This is a genomic window from Streptomyces sp. ActVer (genome assembly GCF_027270795.1).
Taxonomy (GTDB): Bacteria; Actinomycetota; Actinomycetes; order Streptomycetales; family Streptomycetaceae; genus Streptomyces; species Streptomyces umbrinus_A.
This window is the reverse complement of the sequence record NZ_JAPWHT010000029.1, coordinates 22,181-40,254: the sequence shown is the minus strand read 5'-3', so window position 1 is coordinate 40,254 and position 18,074 is coordinate 22,181. Positions and strand designations below refer to the sequence as shown.

Below are 18,074 nucleotides of genomic sequence, written 5' to 3'. Positions count from 1 at the left end.
CGACCGACGCACCTACAAAGCCACCCTCAGCATCAACATCTTGACGCCGACGATCAGCCCGTAACTTCACGGCCTTGCCCTAAGGGCAAGGGGCGCGCCTCAGCTCGGGGCGTGTCCCAAGGCCGCGGCCTCCCTCGCCAAGGTCTCCACCCGTGCCCAGTCCCCACCCGCTATCGCGTCCGCTGGGAGCATCCAACTCCCGCCCACACAAAGGACGTTGGGCAGCGCCAGGTACTCCGGTGCGACGGCCGGCCCGATGCCCCCCGTCGGGCAGAAGCGGGCCTGGGGGAGCGGCCCCGCCAGGGACTTGAGGTACGCCGTGCCGCCGGCGGCCTGGGCCGGGAAGAACTTCATGTCGCTCACGCCGCGCTCCAGCAGCGCCACGACTTCCGACGTCGTGGAGACCCCGGGCAGGAACGGCACCCCGGACGCCTTCATGGCGTCGAGCAGTACGTCCGTCCAGCCCGGGCTCACCAGGAAGCGCGCCCCGGCGGCCACCGACTGCGCCACCTGTTCCGGCGAGATGACCGTGCCCGCCCCGACCACCGCTTCCGGAACCCCGTCGGCGATCGCCCGGATCGCGTCGAGCGCCACCGGCGTCCGCAGCGTCACCTCGATCGCGGGCAGCCCGCCCGCGACGAGCGCGCGGGCCAGCGGCACGGCGTCCGCGACGTCGTCGACGACGACCACGGGGACGACGGGCGCCAGTTCGAGCACGGACGAGGACAACGGTGACGAGGACAGCGACGACGAGGGCAGCGGCGACGAGGGCAGCGGCGAAACCATGCGCTCATCCTGCCCGCGCCACTCAGCCTGCGCAAAGCCCGTTGCGCAGGCTGCAACGCATGGCTCGCGCACTCAATGAATCCCGCGTGCTCAGCAAGCCGTCCTGAATGCTGAGCAAGCCGTCCCAAGAGCCCAGCAAATCGCCCCGCGTACTCAGTGAATCTCGTCCACCAGCACATCCAGCATCCACGCCCGCCCCGCCCCCGCAGGAGCCGCAGCCTCCACCACGTACCCGAGATCCCGCAGAGCCTCCACCAGCTCAGCGGGCCCCGAAGGCACAGCGCCGGACTGCATGAGGCTGCGGACGATGCGTCCCTTGGTCGCCTTGTTGAAGTGGCTGACGACCTTCCGGGTCGGCGCGTGCAGCACCCGTACGCTCGCCGTGCGCCCCGCGACCTCCCCCTTCGGCTTCCACGCGGCCGTGTACGCCGAGGACCGCAGGTCGAGCACGAGACCGTTACCGGCCGCCTCGGGCAGCACGGCGGCCATCGGTGCCCGCCAGTGCGCGCCCAGCGCCCCGAGGCCCGGCAGCTTCACACCCATCGAGCAGCGGTACGAGGGAATCCGGTCCGTCACCCGGACCGCACCCCACAGCCCCGAGAAGACGAGCAGCGAGCGAGCGGCCCGCCGCTTGGCCGCCGTGTCGAGCGAGGCCAGGTCGAGGGCGTCGTACAGCACCCCCGTGTAGATCTCCCCGGCGGGGCGCGCCCCCGCGGTCCGCAGCTCCGTGTTCTTCGCGACCTCGCCGCGCAGGCCCTCGCTCAGCCCGAGCACCTCGCGGGCCTTCTCCTCGTCGCCCGCGCAGAGTCCGACGAGCTCCTCGAACACCGCCTGCCGCGCCTCGGCGAGCCCCGGCAACGACAGCGACTCCGGCTTCAACGGCGCGCCCCGCCCGGAGGGAGCCTTTCCTTCGGACGGCGGCAGCAGCACAAGCACGGCGGTTCTCCCTGGGGCGTTCGGTGCGGGGTTGGTACGGAGTTCGGTACGGAGTTCGGTACGTGAGAGGGGTACGCGCAAGCCTACGGGGTGCCGCCCGCCCCACCCCGCCATACGCTCGCCCTATGCCCCGCCGCCAGATTCGTGTGACCGGCGCAGCCGAGGCGCCCCTGCGGGCCGCGCTGCGCGCACTGCGCACCGAACTCGACGTACCCGAGGCGTTCGGACCGGAGGTGCTCGCCGAGGCGGAACGGGCCGCCCGTGAACCCACGCTTCCGGCGTACGACGCGACGGACATCCCCCTCTTCACCATCGATCCGCCGACGTCCACCGACCTCGACCAGGCGATGCACCTGTCCCGCCGCCCGGACGGCTACCGCGTGCGGTACGCCATCGCCGACGTCGCCGCCTTCGTCGTACCCGGCGGGGCCCTGGACGCGGAAGCACACCGCAGGGTCACGACCCTCTACTTCCCGGACGGGAAGATCCCGCTCCACCCGCCGGTACTGAGCGAGGGCGCCGCGAGCCTGCTGCCCGGCCAGACCTGCCCGGCCGTCCTGTGGACCATCGACCTGGACGCGGACGGCCGTCCCACGGCCACCGACGTCCGCCGCGCCCTCGTCCGCAGCCGCGCCAAGCTCGACTACGAGTCCGTGCAGAAGCAGCTCGACGCGGGCACCGCCGAGGAACCGCTCGCCCTCCTCAAGGACATCGGACTCCTCCGCGAACGACAGGAGGTGGCCCGCGGCGGCATCTCCCTCAACGTTCCCGAACAGGAGATCGCCGAGCGCGACGGCGCGTACGAACTCGCCTACCGCGCCCCGCTTCCCGCCGACGGCTGGAACGCGCAGATCTCCCTCCTCACGGGAATGGCCGCGGCCGATCTGATGCTCGCGTACGGCACGGGTGTGCTGCGCACACTCCCGGCCGCGCCCGACGGCGCTGTCGGCCGGCTGCGGCGTACCGCGCGGGCGCTGCGCATCGACTGGCCGCACCATGTGTCGTACGCCGAGCTGATCCGTTCCCTCGACCCGCACCTGCCCCACCACGCGGCCTTCCTCCAGGAATGCACGACGCTGCTGCGCGGCGCGGGCTACACGGTCTTCCGGGGCGGCGTCACCCCGGACCTCACCACCCACGCCGCCGTGGCCGCGCCCTACACGCACTGCACGGCCCCGCTCCGGCGCCTGGTCGACCGTTACGCCTCGGAACTGTGCCTGGCGGCGGCAGCCGGGAAGGAACCGCCCGGATGGGTGCTCGCCGCCCTCGACGACCTGCCGAAGCGGATGGCCGAGGGCACCCGCCGCGCGGGCACGGTCGAGCGCGAGTGCGTCGACATCGTCGAGGCGGCGCTGCTCAAGGACCGCGTCGGCGAACTCTTCGACGGCACCGTCGTGGACGTACAGGAACGCGAACCCACCGTGGGAACCGTCCAGTTGGAGTCCCCCGCCGTCGTCGCCCGCATCAAGAGCGAGGAGGGGGCCGGGACGCTGCCGCTGGGGGAGCGGCTGCGGGTACGGCTCACACAGGCCGACCCGGGCTCGTCGAAGGTGCTGTTCGCTCCCGCGTGAGTTCCAGAGCTGTGCGTATCTCCCGTACCAGCGCCTCGGGTTCGTCGGCGTGGAAGCGGATCATGGTTACGTCCTTGGGGCGCCCGAGGAAGGTGAAGTGCCGTACGGGGGAGGAGAGTTCGAGTGTGATCGTGGTCTGCGCGCCGATGGCCAGGTCGAGCCGGCCGTCGCGCTTCTCGTGCGTGGTGACCAACTCGCGGCGTACGGAGGAGATCGCGGCGAGCGGAACGCGCAGGTCGACGTTGGCGGCGCGGCGGATACGCAGGAAGGCCTCGTCTCCCGTGTCGTCCAGCACGTGCGGACGGGTCACGGACGCCGCGTGCATGCCGACGATCAGGAGCAGTGTGTAGACGTCGAGCATGAACACGACCCGGTGGACGGCGGGATGGTTCCGCAGAAGCACCGCCATACAGACGCTTTCGAGGACGCACACGAACCCGAGGCCGAACATCATCGCGCCCTGGCCGCGACCGTACGAGAAGGCCCGCCCGCGCCCGATGCCGTGCGGCCGCCGGGCCACCCACCGGGCGATGCTCGCCAGCAGCCGCACCTCGTGGGCGACGAGGTGCCGCACGGCCCTCAGGGCACCGGTCGCCGGCGCACCGCCCTCCGGCCCACCACTTGCCGTCGTCACCGTGTCCGCCGCCGCGCTCATCGCGCACGCTCCACGAGCAGTTCGATCGTCCGGCGGACCGCCGCGGCCTGCGCGGGGGCGAAGTCGTCGAGAAAGGCACGGAAGAAGCTGCCGTTGCCGGTCATGTCGGTTCCCTCCAGGTCGAGTTGGCCGAGGCCCATGCCTTCCAGGGCCTCGTCGGGCAGGCAGTCGGCGAGGGCACGGGCGGCCTCCTCGACGCGCGGATCGGCCGGGTCGACGTCGACGAGCGCGTCGAGCAGGGCGTACGCCTCGTGCGTCCGCTCCAGGGCGCCGGGCACGTCCGCGGCGGCGCGCATCGCGGACAGCAGGCGCTCACGGTCCTCCGGGGCAGCGACCGTTTCGAGGAAGGCGATCATCTCGCGGTCCTTCGCGGCCATCGCCGGTTCCGGGTTCCGGGTCAACTCGCCGAAGATCGCGGCCAGTTCGGGAGACACGGGCCCTTCGGCGGTCAGTCCGCTCCCGTCCAGCAGCGCGCGCAGCCGCAACCGCCGCTCCCGGATCGCCGCCTCCTGGCGCGCCAGGTCGTCGTCGAGCTCCGCGAGCACCTCGGCGAGATCGCGCCCCGCGTCGTCCGCGAGGGCGTCCCGCACCTCGGCGAGACCGAGCCCCAGCTCGGTCAGCCGTTTGATCCGGGCGAGCATGACCGCGTGCCGCAGGCCGTAGTCGCGGTAGCCGTTGGAGCGCCGCTCGGGTTCGGGCAGCAGCCCGAGGTGGTGGTAGTGCCGGACGGTCCGCGTCGTGACGCCGACGGTCGCGGCGAGTTCTCCGATCCGCATGCCCTCAGTAGAAACGTTGACGTTGCGGCAGGGTCAAGCGGTGGCTTTCCCGGCGGGTCGCGGAACACCCATTGACGGCTAACGGTGTTAGCCGTACGGTCGTGGCTAACGACGTTAGCCAGATGCTCGCGGCGCCAGTCTGCCGCACAGCCCGACCGCCCAGCCGCAGGAGGCAGCAATGAACACGGCAGCAATGAGTACGATCACCGCGCCCGGCACCGCCGATGCCGCGGATGCCGACGGCACGGCAACCGCTCCCCGGCGTCGCCGCGTGCTCCCGGTCGCCCGCCGTACCGCCTGGCTGCTGAACGCGCTCTTCTGGTCGGCCTTCGCCGTGCTCGAAGCCGTGAACCACGGCTGGCTCGCGGGGCTGCTGGCCGTCGCGTTCTTCATAGCGCCCGACCTGACGTTCCTGGTCGGCATCGGCGACGCGCGGGGGATGGCGAAGGGTCGCCTGCAGCCCCGCGCGGTCCCGTACTACAACACCGCCCACCGCGCGCTCGTCCCGCTCGCCCTCATGACGCTCTACGCCTTCGGACCGGTCACCTGGGCCCCGGCCTTCGCGGCCATGTGCGGCTGGCTCGCCCACATCTCGTACGATCGCGCCTTCGGCTAGGGCCTGCGGACGAAGGAGGGCTTCCAGCGTGACTGACGGGCAGGGCAACCGAGGTGCCGATGGGCGGGGTTCCCAGGACGGTGACCGGCTGGGCGCCCAGGGCGGTGGGCTCGGCGGGCTCGGTGGGTTGTCGCCACGAGCCCGATCGATTGTCGCGGCGGCCCGGGCGCTCTTGGAGGAGTCCGGCCCCGCGGCGCTGACCATGCGGGCCCTCGCCGACCACCTCGGCATCAAGGCCCCGTCCCTCTACAAGCACTTCCCCGACAAGTCGGCCGTCGAGGTCGAACTGATCGCGCAGATGCTCGCCGAGTCCGCGGCGGCGCTGGAGGAGGCCGAGGCCCAGGCCCCGGGCTCGATCCCGGCCCTGGCCGAGGCGTACCGCGCGTACGCCCTCGAACACCCCCACCTCTACTGCCTGGCCACCGAGCGCCCCCTGCCCCGCGCCTTCCTCCCGCCCGGCCTGGAGGACCGCGCGGCCGCGCCCCTGGTACGGGCCTGCGGCGGCGACATGGACCTGGCCCGGGCGACCTGGGCGTTCGCCCACGGGATGGTGATCCTGGAGATCCACGGCCGATTTCCGGACGACGCCGACCTGGCCGGGGCATGGAAGAAGGGCACGCGGGCGTTGCACCCCTGAGGAGGTACGACGCCATGGGGGCACGGGGTGATGGTGAGCGCGCGGATGGGCTTCGCCGGCCGGGCGGGTACGGGCAGGCGGCCGGCCGCGAGCCGGTGGGAGGCCGTGAACAGGCGACTGGCCGTAAGCCCGCGAATGGGCGTGAGCAGGCGACTGGGCGCGAGCCGGTGGGCGGGCGCGAGCAGGCAGTCTGGACCAGGGCGACGCTCGGCCGGAGCGGCCGCCCCCTCGACCTCCTCACCGCCCGCTTCGACCGTCACCGCTACGCGCCCCACGCCCACGAGGAGTTCACGATCGGAGTCTGCGTCGGCGGCTCCGAGTTCATCGACTACCGAGGCGGCCGAATCGAGACGGGCCCCGGCTCGATAGTCGTTCTCGCGCCCGGTGAGACGCACACCGGCGGCCCGGCGGCATCCGACGGCTACGCCTACCGCGCCCTGTACGCAGAGGTCCCCCTGCTCACCGAGGGCACGTACGGCATCCCGCACTTCCGCGACCCCCTCCTCGACGACCCCGAACTGGCCGCGGCCCTCCGCCTCGCGCACACCGAACTGAGCGTCTGCCCGGACCCGTTGGAGGCGGAGTCCCGCGTCCCATGGCTTCTCACAGCCCTGGCCCGCCGCCACTCCACGGCCCGCCCGGTGTGCGACACGACCCCGGGCGCGGACCGCATAGCCGAGACGGTCCGAGCCCGCCTGACGGACGAACTCCTCTCCCCACCCTCCCTCTCCGCCCTGGCGGCGGACCTGGACCTGTCCCGCTACCAACTGCTCCGAGCCTTCCGTGCGAGCACGGGGATGCCGCCGTACGCCTGGCTCGCCCAGCACCGCGTGAACCGGGCCCGCTGCCTGCTGGAGAAGGGCCACCGCCCGGCCGAGACAGCCGCACTGGTGGGCTTCGCGGACCAGGCGCACCTGACGCGCTGGTTCCGCCGGGTACTGGGCGTGACCCCGGCGGCGTACCGCAACAGCGTTCAAGACACCCGCCGCTGACCCGGCCGAGACTGCGCGCATGACTGCACGCGGCTGGTTTCTCTTCTCCCTGATGGGAGTGCTCTGGGGCATCCCCTACCTGATGATCAAAGTGGCCGTGGACGGTGGCATGTCCGCGTCCATGGTGGTGTTCACGCGATGTGCGCTGGGCGCGGCCCTGCTGCTGCCCTTCGCAATCCGCCAGGGCAACTTGATCGGAGTGGTACGGGAACACTGGCGCCCCATGCTGGCATTTGCCTGCATCGAGATCATCGGCCCTTGGTGGACCCTGACAGACGCCGAACGCCACCTCTCCAGTTCGACGGCGGGCCTGCTGATCGCGGGCGTACCCATCGTGGGCGTACTCCTGGCCCGCTACTTCGGAGACACGGAACGCCTGGGCGCCCGCCGCATGACGGGCCTGGCACTGGGCCTGGCCGGCGTGGCGGTCCTGACGGCCCCACACCTGACAGGCGGAAACGCCCGCGCCCTGACGGAGATGCTGGTGACGGTGGTGGGCTACGCAACGGCCCCGCTCATCATGGCCCGCTACCTGAAGCCGGTCCCGACCCTGCAACTGATAGCCCCCTGCCTGCTCCTGGCGGCGCTGGTGTACGCCCCGGCGGCGGTGCTGACGCGGCCGTCATCGCTCCCGTCGCCCTCGGTCCTGGCGTCCCTCTCGGGCCTGGGAGTGATCTGCACGGCCCTGGCCTTCGTGGTCTTCCTGGAACTGATCAGGGAGGCGGGTCCGACGCGGGCGGTGGTCTTCACGTACGTCAACCCGGCGGTGGCGGTGACGGCGGGTGTGCTGCTCCTGGACGAGGAGCTGACGGCGGGAGTGGTGGCGGCGTTCACGCTGATCCTGCTGGGCTCGTTCCTGGCGACGGCGGCCCCGACGGCTCCGGTTCCAGGGCGGGCCGCGGGCCCGGTACCATGGTCGACACGGCAGACGAGCCGGGCGGACGGCCGCGTGGAGTCCCCTTCGGGGGCGCTTCCCGAGGAACGTCCGGGCTCCACAGGGCAGGGTGGTGGCTAACGGCCACCCGGGGTGACCCGCGGGACAGTGCCACAGAAAGCAAACCGCCAGGGACCTCGGTCCCAGGTAAGGGTGAAACGGTGGTGTAAGAGACCACCAGCGCCTGAGGCGACTCAGGCGGCTAGGTAAACCCCACCCGGAGCAAGGTCAAGAGGAGCCGCCTCTTCGCAAGAAGGACGGCTCTGCGCGGACGTTCGAGGGCTGCCCGCCCGAGTCCGCGGGTAGACCGCACGAGGCCGGCGGCAACGCCGGCCCTAGATGGATGGCCGTCTCCCCGGCCGCCGCGAGGCAGCCGGGCGACAGAACCCGGCGTACAGCCCGACTCGTCTGCCGCTCCCTATTTACGCGTCAGAGGCAATATTTCTCCACTGAACAAACCGCCCGGGTCGAATCCGGGGTGTGTCCCAGCTACCGGGCCACGGGGGAGGAGAACGACTCGACGCGGGGCCGGGCCCGTCTGCTCCAGGAGATGGTGCGGGGCGGAACCGTCCAGGACGGCTGGCGCTCCACGGAGGTGCGTGACGCCCTCGGCCTGTGCCTGTCCTGCAAGGCCTGCTCCAGCGACTGTCCGGTCGGCGTCGACATGGCCACGTACAAGGCGGAGTTCCTGCACCAGCACTACAAGGGCAGAGTCAGACCCCGCTCCCACTACTCCCTGGGCTGGCTGCCCCTGACGTCCGCCGATGGGCGACGCCCGCCCACGCGCCGGCAATCTGCCCGGTGACAGCCGCCGGCCATCGAGCATTGCTCAACCGCGCACAGAGCCCGTCTCCACGATCGATCGTGTGAAACCGGCTCCTCGCCGGGATGCGCCTGGTCGCCTCCCGCAGGGAGGGGGCAGGACCGGTCCGGGTTGGGAGCGCGACCGTCAGCCGGGGTGAGGAACCGGAGCCGGGACCGTCGTCAGGCCAGGTGCCGGGCGGTGATCTCCGCCGCCGTCTCGGCGACCAGCCGACCCAGCTCGGGCAGCCTGCCGGGCTCGAAGCGGGAGTCGGGCAGGGAGACGGCCACGGCGGCCAGCGGTGTGCCCTCACCGTCGAGCACGGGTGCCGCGATGGCGCAGACACCCTGAAGGTACTGGTTGTGGTTGACGGCGTAGCCACGCTCTCCCACGCGGTGGAGCTCCGCCCGCAGTCGCTCCGGGTCGGTGATGGTCTCTTCGCCGTAACCCTCCAGCGTCCCCGCGGTGACCTCGTCTATCTCGGACCTCCCCAGATGGGCGAGGACGGCGTTCCCGGTGGCGGTGGCGTGCAGGGGCGAGGTGTCGCCGATGGCGTGGAAGGTGCGTACGGCGTGGTCGCAGTCGACGCGGTCGACGACGACCATGCCGTGCAGGGCGTCCGGCACCGACAGGTGGATGGTCTCGTTCACCGCGTCGCGGAGCCGGATCATGGGTTCACGTGCGGCGGCGAACAGGCTGGAGCCCTGCAGGGCGGCCGGTCGTACGGCCAGGACGCGGGCGCCGATCTCCCAGCGCGTGGTGTCCTTGCGGTTCGCTCGCAGCCAGCCCGCCTTGTTGAGTGTGACCAGGGTGCGCTGCACGGTGGACTTCGGCAGCCCGAAAATTCTCGTCAACTCCCCGACGGTCACGGGTTGATGTCGGGCGACCGCCTCCAGAACCAGTAGCGACCTGGTGACGCTCTTCATCTCCATTGGATGCCCACTATCTCCATTGGATGCCCCCTCAGGCCCCTGGATTCCTGGTTCTCACTTCTTGATTTCGGCACGGAGTCCACGGTCATGACCCGTGCCGTAATCCAGCATAGCGTTCTACGATGCGGCACACAGGCTTTGTGGCGCAAAGCCGAGGGCCGGCTCGCGCGCTGGCGCGTGCGGGCCGGCCCTCGATCGACGGCTTGCGGGCCGTCGTCTGCCGGTCAGGTGCCCAGGCGGCGCTGTGAGATCTCCGCGGCTGTGTCGGCGACGAGGCGGCCCCACTTGGGTGCACGTTCACCGTCGTACCGTGCCTCTGGCATGGAGACGGCCACGGCGGCCAGGGGGGTGCCGTCCTCGTCGAGCACGGCGGCGGCGACGGCGCAGACTCCCGCCCGGAACTGGTTGCGGTTGACCGCATAGCCGTCGGTTCGGATCCGGTCCAGCTCGGCGCGCAGCTCGTCGGGCTCGACGGGGGTCGTGTCGCTGAACCGCTCCAGCCCCGCCGAGATGAGTTCTTCGGCGTCCCGCCTCGGAAGGTGGGAGAGGATGGCGCGTCCGACGGCGGTGGCGTGCAGAGGTGAGGTGTCGCCGATCGTGTGGAAGGTGCGTACCGCCTGATCGCAGTCGACGCGGTCCACGACGACCATGCACTGCAGGGCGTCCGGTACCGACAGGTGGATGGTCTCGTTCACCGCGTCCCGAAGGCGGATCATGGGTTCACGTGCGGCGGCGAACAGGCTGGAGCCCTGCAGGGCGGCCGGTCGTACGGCCAGGACGCGGGCGCCGATCTCCCAGCGCGTGGTGTCCTTGCGGTTGGCGCGCAGCCAGCCGGCCTCCGCCAGCGTGACCAGGGTGCGCTGCACGGTGGACTTCGGCAGCCCGAAGAGCTTCGTCAACTCGCCCACGGTCACGGGTTGATGCTGGGCGACCGCCTCCAGAACCCGTAGCGACCTGGTGACGCTCTTCATTTCCATCCGGTTTCCCCCTGTTAATCCTGAAAATTTCTACTGGACACCCTCTTGACTCCCCTCTGAGCAACTGCCATTGTCTGTGCCAAATCCTAGCATGGTATTCCACAATGTGGCATGGCTCAACGGAAGATCCCGACAGCGAGAGCCGGAACTCCAAGATTGCGACGGTTACGAGCCGCAGGCCTACGAAAGGCCTACCTCCCGTCCAAACCACCTCGAATCGAACAGCCTCTGTCGGTGGCCCAGCATGCGCCCCGGCGATACGGAAGGAAAGTCCTGTGTCAGCTGCCAGGAAGCGCGTCGCGGTCGTCGGCGTCGGAACGATGGGCAGCCAGGCCGCCTGGCGGCTGGCGGCCCGCGGCGCCCAGGTCGTCGGATACGACCGCTACGCACCCGGCCACGACCGCAGTGCCGCCGGCGGTGAGACCCGGATCTTCCGCAGCGCGCACTTCGAGGACTCCCGGTACGTCCCGCTCCTCAAGCACGCCGACTCCCTGTGGGAGGAGCTCCAGCAGGAGACCGGCCGCGAGCTGCGCCGCCTGACCGGATGCCTGCTCATGGGGCCGACCGAGCACCAGCAGATGGCCACCGTCCTTCAGTCCATCGCCGAGCATGACCTCGACCACGAGGTGCTGGACACCGATGCCCTGGCCAAGCGCTTCCCGCAGTACCGCATCGAGGACGGCGACGCGGCCGTTCTCGACCGCCGTGCCGGGTTCATCCGCCCAGAGCTGACGATCCAGACCGCCGCTCGCCGCGCCGAGCAGCTGGGCGCCGTGATCCACCGCTACAGCACGGTCCGGGAGATCGTCCCCGTCGGCGACGGCGTGGAGGTCCGCACCGACTCCGGCAGCGAGCGCTTCGACACCGCCGTCGTCACGCCCGGCCCCTGGGTCAACGACCTGCTGCCCGACCTGCCGTGGGAGGTGGACGTCCGCCGCCTCGTCAGCGCCTGGTACGTGCCCACCAGCCCCGAGGCCTGGTTCGGCGAGGAGCGCCCGGCGTTCATCCGGACCGCGCCCACTCACTGCTACGGCCTGCCCTCCCCGGACGGCATCTCGGTCAAGCTCGGCCTGTCCCGCGCCCTGCACCAGCCGGCGGGCGACCCGAACCAGCTGGACCGGACGGTGCGGCCCGAAGAGCTGGAGATCTTCTCCGAGCTGATCGGTCGTCACATGCCGGACCTGCACCCCGACCCGACCCGGCTCTCCGTGTACATGGAGGGCTACACCGAGAGCAGCCGCCCCCTGGTCGGCCCGCTGCCCGGCGCCGACAACGTGATCCTGCTCGCCGGTTTCTCCGGCCACGGCTTCAAGCTCTCGCCCGCCTTCGGCGACATCGCCGCCGACCTGGCGCTGGACGGCACCTCGCCCCGGCCCATCGACTTCATCTCCACCGTCGGCCGTACGGAGGCCTGACCATGAACGACGCCACCCTCTCCGTCGGCGCCCTGCACGCCGAGCCCGGCACCAAGGCCCGCGGCACCGTCCAGGCGGACCTCGGCACCCTCACCGTCGACATCCCGCTGACCCTCGTCAACGGCACCCGCTCCGGCCCCCGAGTGGTCATCACCGCGGGTGTGCACGGCGGCGAGTTCACCCCGATCGACGCCGTCGTACGACTGGCGGACGGGCTGGAAGCCGACGCGGTGCACGGACAGGTGATCATCTGTCCGGTCGCCAACCCCAACGCCGTGTACCAGGGGCGCCTCAACATCTCCCCGGCCGACGGCGTGAACATCAACCGGGTCTTCCCCGGCGACCCGGACGGCGGCCCCACCGAGCGGCTGGCCGCCTGGCTTTTCGCGAACCTGGTGGATGGCGCCGACGTCTACATCGACCTGCACTGCGGCGGCATCGACCAGGTCCTGCGTGACTTCGTCGGCTACCGCCTCACCGGCGACCCGGACCTCGACAAGGCGACCGAGCGGCTGGCCGGCTCCTTCGGCATCCAGGACGTCATCCTCGGGCTGAAGGCCGATGGCGGCAACAGCCACGCCGCCGCCGCCAGGCGGGGCGTCTCCGCGGTCCTCGTCGAGGTGGGCGAACTCGGGCAGCGCGACGCGTCCACGGCCCGCCGCCGCGTCGACGGCCTGTACCGGGCGCTGCGCCACCTGGGCGCGCTGGACCCGGACGACTCCGCCCCGGTACCCATCCGCGAATGGGTCTGGGCCGCAGGTGTCACCGCTGAGGCCACGGGCCTGTGGTACCCGGAGTTCTCCGCCGGGGACGACGTGGAGGAAGGCCAGGTCATAGGCCGCATCATCGATCCGGCCGACAGCCAGGAGCACAAGGTCCGTGCTCCGTCCGGCGGGCGGGTCTTCTACGGCATGCACGGCCTCACCGTCGCCCCCGGCCACGAACTGGCCGCCATCGCAGCCCCGTGGGACCCCGACCCGACCACGCGAACGGCGACCTACCAGACACCCGGCGCGGGCATCGCACCCGACGAGGCCGATCCCCGCCCGTAGCCCTCACCCAGGGCTTACCGTCCAACACCCTCCCGCCCCAGCCGCACCACTTCCCACGCCCAGCACCACCCCAGGAGGCACACGATGAGAGAGGACCGGACGGACCGCCGGCTCTTCCCGCGCGGAGTCGGCGAAGCCACGGCGGGTCTCGCCGCCGCGACCGCCCTCGCAGCGGGCCTGCCCGCCGGAAGTGAGACGTCATGACCACCAGCACCCGCACCCCGGCCGGTGAACTGTCCGCCACGGCGGCCAGACACCTGCTGCTCAACATGACCCCCAACGGCTCGCTCGGCCCCGAGGGCGAGAACGTCCTCGTCGTCCGGCGGGGGGAGGGCCCGTACGTCGCCGATGCGGACGGCAGACGCTACATCGACGGCATGTCGGGGCTGTACTGCTGCCAGCTCGGCTACTCCTACGGCCCCGAATTCGCCGAAGCGGCTCAGAAGCAGCTGCGCGAGCTGTGCTACAGCCCGCTGTGGACCGCCTCCGCGCACCCCACAGCCATCGAACTCGCGGAGCGGCTGTCCTGGATCGCCCCCGTCGACATCGAGCACACCTTCTTCTCCAGCGGCGGCGCCGAAGCCGTGGAGACCGCCTGGAAGATCGCCCGCCGCTACCACGCCCTGAACGGTGAGCCGGCCCGCACCAAGGCGATCGCCCGGCGCGGCGCCTATCACGGCCTGACCATCGGGGCCCTGTCCCTCACGGACGACCCCGGCCTGACGGACCCGTACGGCCCGCCGGCGATCGACACCCGGTTCGTGTCGAACACCAACCGCTTCGGCCTCGCACCGGAGTTCCGGGACGACGAGGTGTACACGGCCCACCTGCTCGCCGAACTGGAGGCCGCGATCCTCGCCGAGGGCCCGGGGACCGTGGCGATGCTGATCGCCGAGCCGGTGCAGAACAGGGGCGGCTGCATCACCCCGCCCAAGGGCTACTGGCCCGGATTGCGGGCGCTGGCCGACCGGTACGGGTTCCTGCTCGTCGCCGACGAGGTGATCACCGCCTTCGGCCGGGTCGGGGAGTGGTTCGGCGGTGACCTCTACGGAGCCCGCCCGGACATGGTCACCGTCGCCAAGGGCATCACCGCCGGATACGCCCCGATGGGCGCCACCCTGGTGAGCACCAAGGTCACCGGCATCATCAACCGGCCCGGCGCGGTCCTCAACCACGGCTACACCTTCGCCGGGCACCCGCTGAGCGCGGCCATCGCCCTGCGCAACCTGGAGATCATGGAGCGGGACCGGATCCTGGAGAACGTCCGCGCTCTCCAGGACGACCTGGCGAGACGCATGGCGGCCCTCACGGACCTGCCGATCGTCGGCGATGTCCGCGGCACCGGGTTCTTCTACTCCTGCGAACTCGTCGGCGACCTCGACGACGGCGGCTTCAGCGACCGCGCCCGCGCCGATCTGGTCGTCGACCTGATCCCGCGCCGGCTGCGAGAGGCCGGCCTGCTGGCCCGCGTCTACAACCGCTCCGCGCCGCTGGTGCAGATCGCGCCCCCACTGATCAGCGACCGGCACCTTCTGGACCGTATCGCCGACATCCTCGCGGAGACCCTCGCCGAGGCGTCCGCCCGTATCTGATCCACGTTCTGGAAAGGAACGACATGTACTCCATCGGTCCGCTGACCGTCGCCCCCGGCGAGCGCGCCCAAGGCCTGATCCCCGTCGGCACCAGCAGCTACGGCGTGGAGCTCGGCATTCCACTGATCGTCGTCAACGGCGCCCAGGACGGCCCGGTCCTGTGTGTGGACGCGGGCGTGCACGGCGACGAGTACGACGGCCAGGAAGCCGTCCGCCGGGTCCTCGCGGAGATCGACCCGGCCACCCTGCGCGGCACCGTCGTCGGCATCCCCTGCCTGAACACCCCGGCCTTCGAGGCGGCCGCCCGCGCCAGCGGCATCGACCACCTCAATCTCAACCGCATCTTCCCCGGCGACGCGGAGGGCTCGTACTCCCAGCGGCTGGCCGCCACCTTCGTCGAACAGGTCGTGCCGGCCGTCGACGCCCTCGTCGACCTGCATACCGGCGGTGCCTACGGCGAGATCGCCCCGCTGGTCATCCTCCAGGGCGGCTACGAGGACCTGGCCACGGACCTGGCGCTGGCGGCCGGTCACGAGCTGGTCTGGAAGGGCGGCAAGTGGGGCGGCACGGTCCGCCACCCCGCTCTCGCGGCGGGCAAGCCCGCCATCACCATCGAGGTCGGCGGCGGCACCTACCGCGAGGCCAACGTCGAGGCGCACATGAACTCGATCCGCAACGTCCTGCGCAGCCTCGGCATGACCGACGGCGAGGCCAAGCTGCGGGACACCTACACCACCGTCTCCGGCACCTTCGCCCGCTCCGCCTCCGGCGGCTTCTTCGTCGCCCGCGCCGAGCCGGGCGAGAACTGCAAGGAAGGCGACCTGATCGCCACCATCACCGACCACTACGGCAGCACGCTGGAAGAGGTCACCGCCCCGCAGGACGGCATCGTGCTCTGGGTCCGCCGCATCCGCACCGTCCGCCCCGGCGACGAGGTCGTCATCTTCGGCGAGGTCCTCGGGGAGATCCGGCCGTGACCGCCGAACCGCAGCCGACAGAGCTGCTCATCGACGGCAAGCAGGTCCCCGCCGCCGACGGACGTACCTTCACGGTCCTCGACCCGTCGAACGGCACGGCCATCGCCCAGGTGGCACTGGCCGGCGAGGCGGACGTGAACCAGGCGGTGGCTGCCGCACGCGCGGCGTTCACCTCTCCCGAATGGGCCGGGATGCGCGCCGCCGACCGGGGCCGCATCCTCCACCGGATCGCGGAGGCCATCCGCTACCAGGGCGAACGGCTGGCCCGCCTGGAGAGCCAGGACGTCGGCAAGCCACTGCGCCAGGCCAAGGCCGACGTCGAGGCGGCGGCCCGGTACTTCGAGTTCTACGCGGGCGTCGCCGACAAGGTCAGCGGCTCCACGATCCCCCTCGGGCCCGGCCTCATCGACTACACCGTCCGTGAGCCCATCGGCGTCTCCGGCCAGATCATCCCCTTCAACTACCCCCTGCAGAACACCGCGCGGGGCTCCGCCCCGGCGCTGGCGGCCGGCTGCACCGTGGTGCTCAAGCCCTCGCCGGAGGCACCGCTCACCCCGCTGGAGATCGGCAGGATCGCACTGGAGTGCGGCCTTCCGCCGGGCGTCCTGAACGTCGTCCCCGGTGACGGCGAAACCGGCGCGGCCCTCGCCGGCCACCCGGACATCGACCAGGTCACCTTCACCGGTTCGGTGCCCACCGGCATCAAGGTCGCCCAGGCCGCCGCCGCCAACGTGGTGCCCTCCGTCACGGAGCTGGGCGGCAAGTCGCCGGTCGTCGTCTTCGCCGACGCCGACTTCGACCTGGCCCTCGGTGCCGTCGCCGCCTCCGCGTTCGGCAACGCGGGCCAGACCTGCTCGGCCGGCACCCGGCTGCTGCTCCAGCGGGGGGCCGAGGAGTTCCTGGACAAGCTCGTCGCCCACGTCGCCGCACTGCGCGTCGGCCCGGGTCTCACCGACCCGGACGTCGGTCCGCTGGTCGCCGCCCGGCAGCGTGACCGGGTGCTGGGCTACCTGGACCTGGCCCGCGAGGAGGGCGCCGTGGCACGGGCCGGTGGCCGTGCGCCGTCCGACCCGGCCCTGGCCGACGGCTACTACGTCGAGCCGACCGTGCTCACCGGCCTGACCAACGACGCCCGGTGCGCCCGCGAGGAGATCTTCGGCCCCGTCGTCACCGTCATCGAGTTCGACGACGCCGACGAGGCCCTGGACATCGCCAACGACAGCCCGTACGGTCTCGCGTCCTACGTCTGGACCCGTGACATCGACAAGGCGATGCGGCTCGCCGAGGGCATCCGGGCCGGCCAGGTCTACGTCAACGCCACCGGCGTCGGCACCGGCGTCGAGCTCCCCTTCGGCGGCTACAAGCACAGCGGCTGGGGCCGGGAGAAGGGCCTCGAAGGCCTGGCGAGCTACCTGCAGACGAAGAACGTCTGCATCGGGTTCGGGAACCGGTCATGAGATACCGCCCGCTCGGAGAGCGAGGCCCGACCGTCTCGGTGGTCGGGGTGGGCGGCAACAACTTCGGCGCCCGCCTCGACGAGGACGGCACGAAGGCCGTCGTCCACGCCGCCCTCGACGCAGGGATCACCCTGTTCGACACCGCCGACATGTATGGCGGGTCCGGCGAACGGGGCGGCTCGCGCGGCGACGGGGAACACCTGCTGGGCGCGGCCCTCAAGGGCAGACGTGACGAGGTCGTGCTGGCCACCAAGTTCGGCATGGAGATGGGCAGAGACGCGGACCTGTACGGTCCGCGCGGGGCCCGTGCCTACCTCCGGTACACGGTCGAGGCGTCACTGCGCCGGCTCGGCACCGACCGGATCGATCTGTACCAGTACCACGAGCCGGACGGCGTGACCCCGCTGGAAGACACCGTCGCCGCCCTGCGGGAGCTGGTGGACGAGGGCAAGATCCGGTACCTCGGCTGCTCCAACCTGCCGGCCGACGACCTCACGGACGCCTTCGTGTCCGTCCAGGCCCGCTACCACCTGCTCGACCGCGCCGTGGAGAAGGACCTCGTCCCCGCCTGCGTCAGCCACGGCGTCGGCCTCCTGCCCTACTACCCGCTGGCCAACGGCCTGCTCAGCGGAAAATACCGGCGCGGTGAGCTGCCCCCGGCCGGCAGCCGGCTGTCCTGGCGGCAGGGCTGGCTCACCGACGCGGCCCTCGACAGGGCCGAGGCCCTCACCGCGTACGGCGCCCAACGAGGACTCACCCTCCTCCAGGTCGCCGTGGGCGCACTGGCCGCGCTCCCCGCCGTCGGCTCCGTCATCTGCGGCGCCATGACCCCCCAACAGGTCACTGCCAACGCGGCGGCGGCCCACTGGGTCCCCGACCCGGCCGACCTGGCCGCACTCGACGCGATCGTCGCCCCCGGCGAACGCGTCGTCTGAATCCCCCACCCCACCCCTGGAAAATCCGGCAA

Annotated in this window: 16 protein-coding genes, 1 other RNA gene and 2 pseudogenes; 13 read left to right on the top strand and 6 right to left on the bottom strand. The window is 71.4% G+C overall.

Features of this window, described 5'->3' with window-relative positions; genetic code table 11:
• Positions 1-99: 99 nt before the first annotated feature.
• Positions 100-786, bottom strand: a complete 687-nt coding sequence (gene eda / locus O3Q52_RS07690) for a bifunctional 4-hydroxy-2-oxoglutarate aldolase/2-dehydro-3-deoxy-phosphogluconate aldolase (protein WP_269648046.1) — start codon at positions 784-786, stop codon at positions 100-102.
• A gap of 153 nt (positions 787-939) precedes the next feature.
• Complete coding sequence (gene yaaA / locus O3Q52_RS07685; protein WP_269648045.1) at positions 940-1,722, bottom strand: peroxide stress protein YaaA; 783 nt, start codon at positions 1,720-1,722, stop codon at positions 940-942.
• Between the two features lie 125 nt (positions 1,723-1,847).
• On the opposite strand from yaaA, the gene O3Q52_RS07680 reads away from it, so the two are divergent.
• Entirely contained in the window at positions 1,848-3,293 is a 1,446-nt protein-coding gene (locus O3Q52_RS07680) for an RNB domain-containing ribonuclease (RefSeq protein ID WP_269648044.1), read from the top strand.
• Here the strand turns inward: O3Q52_RS07680 and O3Q52_RS07675 are convergent.
• Both O3Q52_RS07675 and O3Q52_RS07670 read right to left on the bottom strand, forming a co-directional pair.
• A complete protein-coding gene (locus tag O3Q52_RS07675) occupies positions 3,244-3,876 on the bottom strand; it encodes a hypothetical protein (protein WP_269648051.1) in 633 nt (210 codons plus the stop codon). The genes O3Q52_RS07680 and O3Q52_RS07675 overlap by 50 nt on opposite strands.
• A 68-nt stretch (positions 3,877-3,944) precedes the next feature.
• Complete coding sequence (locus tag O3Q52_RS07670; RefSeq protein WP_269648043.1) at positions 3,945-4,724, bottom strand: MerR family transcriptional regulator; 780 nt, start codon at positions 4,722-4,724, stop codon at positions 3,945-3,947.
• A gap of 178 nt (positions 4,725-4,902) precedes the next feature.
• On the opposite strand from O3Q52_RS07670, the gene O3Q52_RS07665 reads away from it, so the two are divergent.
• The 6 genes and pseudogenes from O3Q52_RS07665 to O3Q52_RS07640 all read left to right on the top strand — a co-directional run.
• Complete coding sequence (locus tag O3Q52_RS07665) at positions 4,903-5,340, top strand: DUF4260 domain-containing protein (RefSeq protein WP_269648042.1); 438 nt, start codon at positions 4,903-4,905, stop codon at positions 5,338-5,340.
• A 127-nt stretch (positions 5,341-5,467) separates the two neighbouring features.
• Entirely contained in the window at positions 5,468-5,977 is a 510-nt protein-coding gene (locus O3Q52_RS07660; protein WP_269648050.1) for a TetR/AcrR family transcriptional regulator, read from the top strand.
• Between the two features lie 167 nt (positions 5,978-6,144).
• A complete protein-coding gene (locus O3Q52_RS07655; RefSeq protein ID WP_269648049.1) occupies positions 6,145-6,969 on the top strand; it encodes an AraC family transcriptional regulator in 825 nt (274 codons plus the stop codon).
• A gap of 19 nt (positions 6,970-6,988) precedes the next feature.
• Positions 6,989-7,771: pseudogene (locus O3Q52_RS54370) on the top strand (DMT family transporter); the annotation flags it as partial.
• 127 nt (positions 7,772-7,898) lie between these two features.
• Positions 7,899-8,314: RNase P RNA component class A (gene rnpB, locus O3Q52_RS07645), an RNA gene on the top strand.
• 61 nt (positions 8,315-8,375) lie between these two features.
• Positions 8,376-8,657 (top strand): annotated as a pseudogene (locus O3Q52_RS07640) (4Fe-4S dicluster domain-containing protein); the annotation flags it as partial.
• A gap of 230 nt (positions 8,658-8,887) precedes the next feature.
• On the opposite strand, the gene O3Q52_RS07635 reads toward O3Q52_RS07640, so the two are convergent.
• The gene (locus O3Q52_RS07635) at positions 8,888-9,631 is read right to left on the bottom strand and encodes an IclR family transcriptional regulator (RefSeq protein WP_269648048.1); all 744 of its coding nucleotides are present in this window, start codon (positions 9,629-9,631) and stop codon (positions 8,888-8,890) included.
• Between the two features lie 230 nt (positions 9,632-9,861).
• Positions 9,862-10,608 carry an IclR family transcriptional regulator gene (locus O3Q52_RS07630; protein ID WP_269648047.1) on the bottom strand — a complete coding sequence of 249 codons (747 nt, stop codon included), beginning with the start codon at positions 10,606-10,608 and terminating at the stop codon, positions 9,862-9,864.
• A gap of 281 nt (positions 10,609-10,889) precedes the next feature.
• Here O3Q52_RS07630 and solA point away from each other — a divergent pair, with 281 nt between their 5' ends.
• The 6 genes from solA to O3Q52_RS07600 all read left to right on the top strand — a co-directional run bounded on the left by solA (position 10,890) and on the right by O3Q52_RS07600 (position 18,042).
• Positions 10,890-12,029: an N-methyl-L-tryptophan oxidase gene (gene solA, locus O3Q52_RS07625; RefSeq protein WP_269648040.1), complete on the top strand. Its 1,140-nt coding sequence runs from the start codon at positions 10,890-10,892 to the stop codon at positions 12,027-12,029.
• Between the two features lie 2 nt (positions 12,030-12,031).
• Positions 12,032-13,081 carry a succinylglutamate desuccinylase/aspartoacylase family protein gene (locus tag O3Q52_RS07620; RefSeq protein WP_269648039.1) on the top strand — a complete coding sequence of 350 codons (1,050 nt, stop codon included), beginning with the start codon at positions 12,032-12,034 and terminating at the stop codon, positions 13,079-13,081.
• A 200-nt stretch (positions 13,082-13,281) separates the two neighbouring features.
• Complete coding sequence (locus O3Q52_RS07615; RefSeq protein ID WP_269648038.1) at positions 13,282-14,673, top strand: aminotransferase class III-fold pyridoxal phosphate-dependent enzyme; 1,392 nt, start codon at positions 13,282-13,284, stop codon at positions 14,671-14,673.
• Between the two features lie 23 nt (positions 14,674-14,696).
• Positions 14,697-15,650 carry a succinylglutamate desuccinylase/aspartoacylase family protein gene (locus O3Q52_RS07610; RefSeq protein WP_269648037.1) on the top strand — a complete coding sequence of 318 codons (954 nt, stop codon included), beginning with the start codon at positions 14,697-14,699 and terminating at the stop codon, positions 15,648-15,650.
• Positions 15,647-17,107 carry an aldehyde dehydrogenase gene (locus tag O3Q52_RS07605; protein ID WP_269648036.1) on the top strand — a complete coding sequence of 487 codons (1,461 nt, stop codon included), beginning with the start codon at positions 15,647-15,649 and terminating at the stop codon, positions 17,105-17,107. Before O3Q52_RS07610 ends, O3Q52_RS07605 begins: the two co-directional genes overlap by 4 nt.
• Positions 17,104-18,042 (top strand): aldo/keto reductase, encoded by a 939-nt coding sequence (locus tag O3Q52_RS07600; protein ID WP_269648035.1) that lies wholly within the window; start codon positions 17,104-17,106, stop codon positions 18,040-18,042. The genes O3Q52_RS07605 and O3Q52_RS07600 overlap by 4 nt, the downstream gene beginning before the upstream one ends.
• Positions 18,043-18,074 lie beyond the last annotated feature (32 nt).

Coding starts and splice junctions, on each gene's coding strand:
- eda (WP_269648046.1), bottom strand. CDS start 786: ATGGTTTCGCCGCTGCCCTCGTCGCCGCTGCCCTCGTCGTCGCTGTCC.
- O3Q52_RS07680 (WP_269648044.1), top strand. CDS start 1,848: ATGCCCCGCCGCCAGATTCGTGTGACCGGCGCAGCCGAGGCGCCCCTG.
- O3Q52_RS07670 (WP_269648043.1), bottom strand. CDS start 4,724: ATGCGGATCGGAGAACTCGCCGCGACCGTCGGCGTCACGACGCGGACC.
- O3Q52_RS07665 (WP_269648042.1), top strand. CDS start 4,903: ATGAACACGGCAGCAATGAGTACGATCACCGCGCCCGGCACCGCCGAT.
- O3Q52_RS07635 (WP_269648048.1), bottom strand. CDS start 9,631: ATGAAGAGCGTCACCAGGTCGCTACTGGTTCTGGAGGCGGTCGCCCGA.
- O3Q52_RS07630 (WP_269648047.1), bottom strand. CDS start 10,608: ATGAAGAGCGTCACCAGGTCGCTACGGGTTCTGGAGGCGGTCGCCCAG.
- O3Q52_RS07620 (WP_269648039.1), top strand. CDS start 12,032: ATGAACGACGCCACCCTCTCCGTCGGCGCCCTGCACGCCGAGCCCGGC.
- O3Q52_RS07615 (WP_269648038.1), top strand. CDS start 13,282: ATGACCACCAGCACCCGCACCCCGGCCGGTGAACTGTCCGCCACGGCG.
- O3Q52_RS07610 (WP_269648037.1), top strand. CDS start 14,697: ATGTACTCCATCGGTCCGCTGACCGTCGCCCCCGGCGAGCGCGCCCAA.
- O3Q52_RS07600 (WP_269648035.1), top strand. CDS start 17,104: ATGAGATACCGCCCGCTCGGAGAGCGAGGCCCGACCGTCTCGGTGGTC.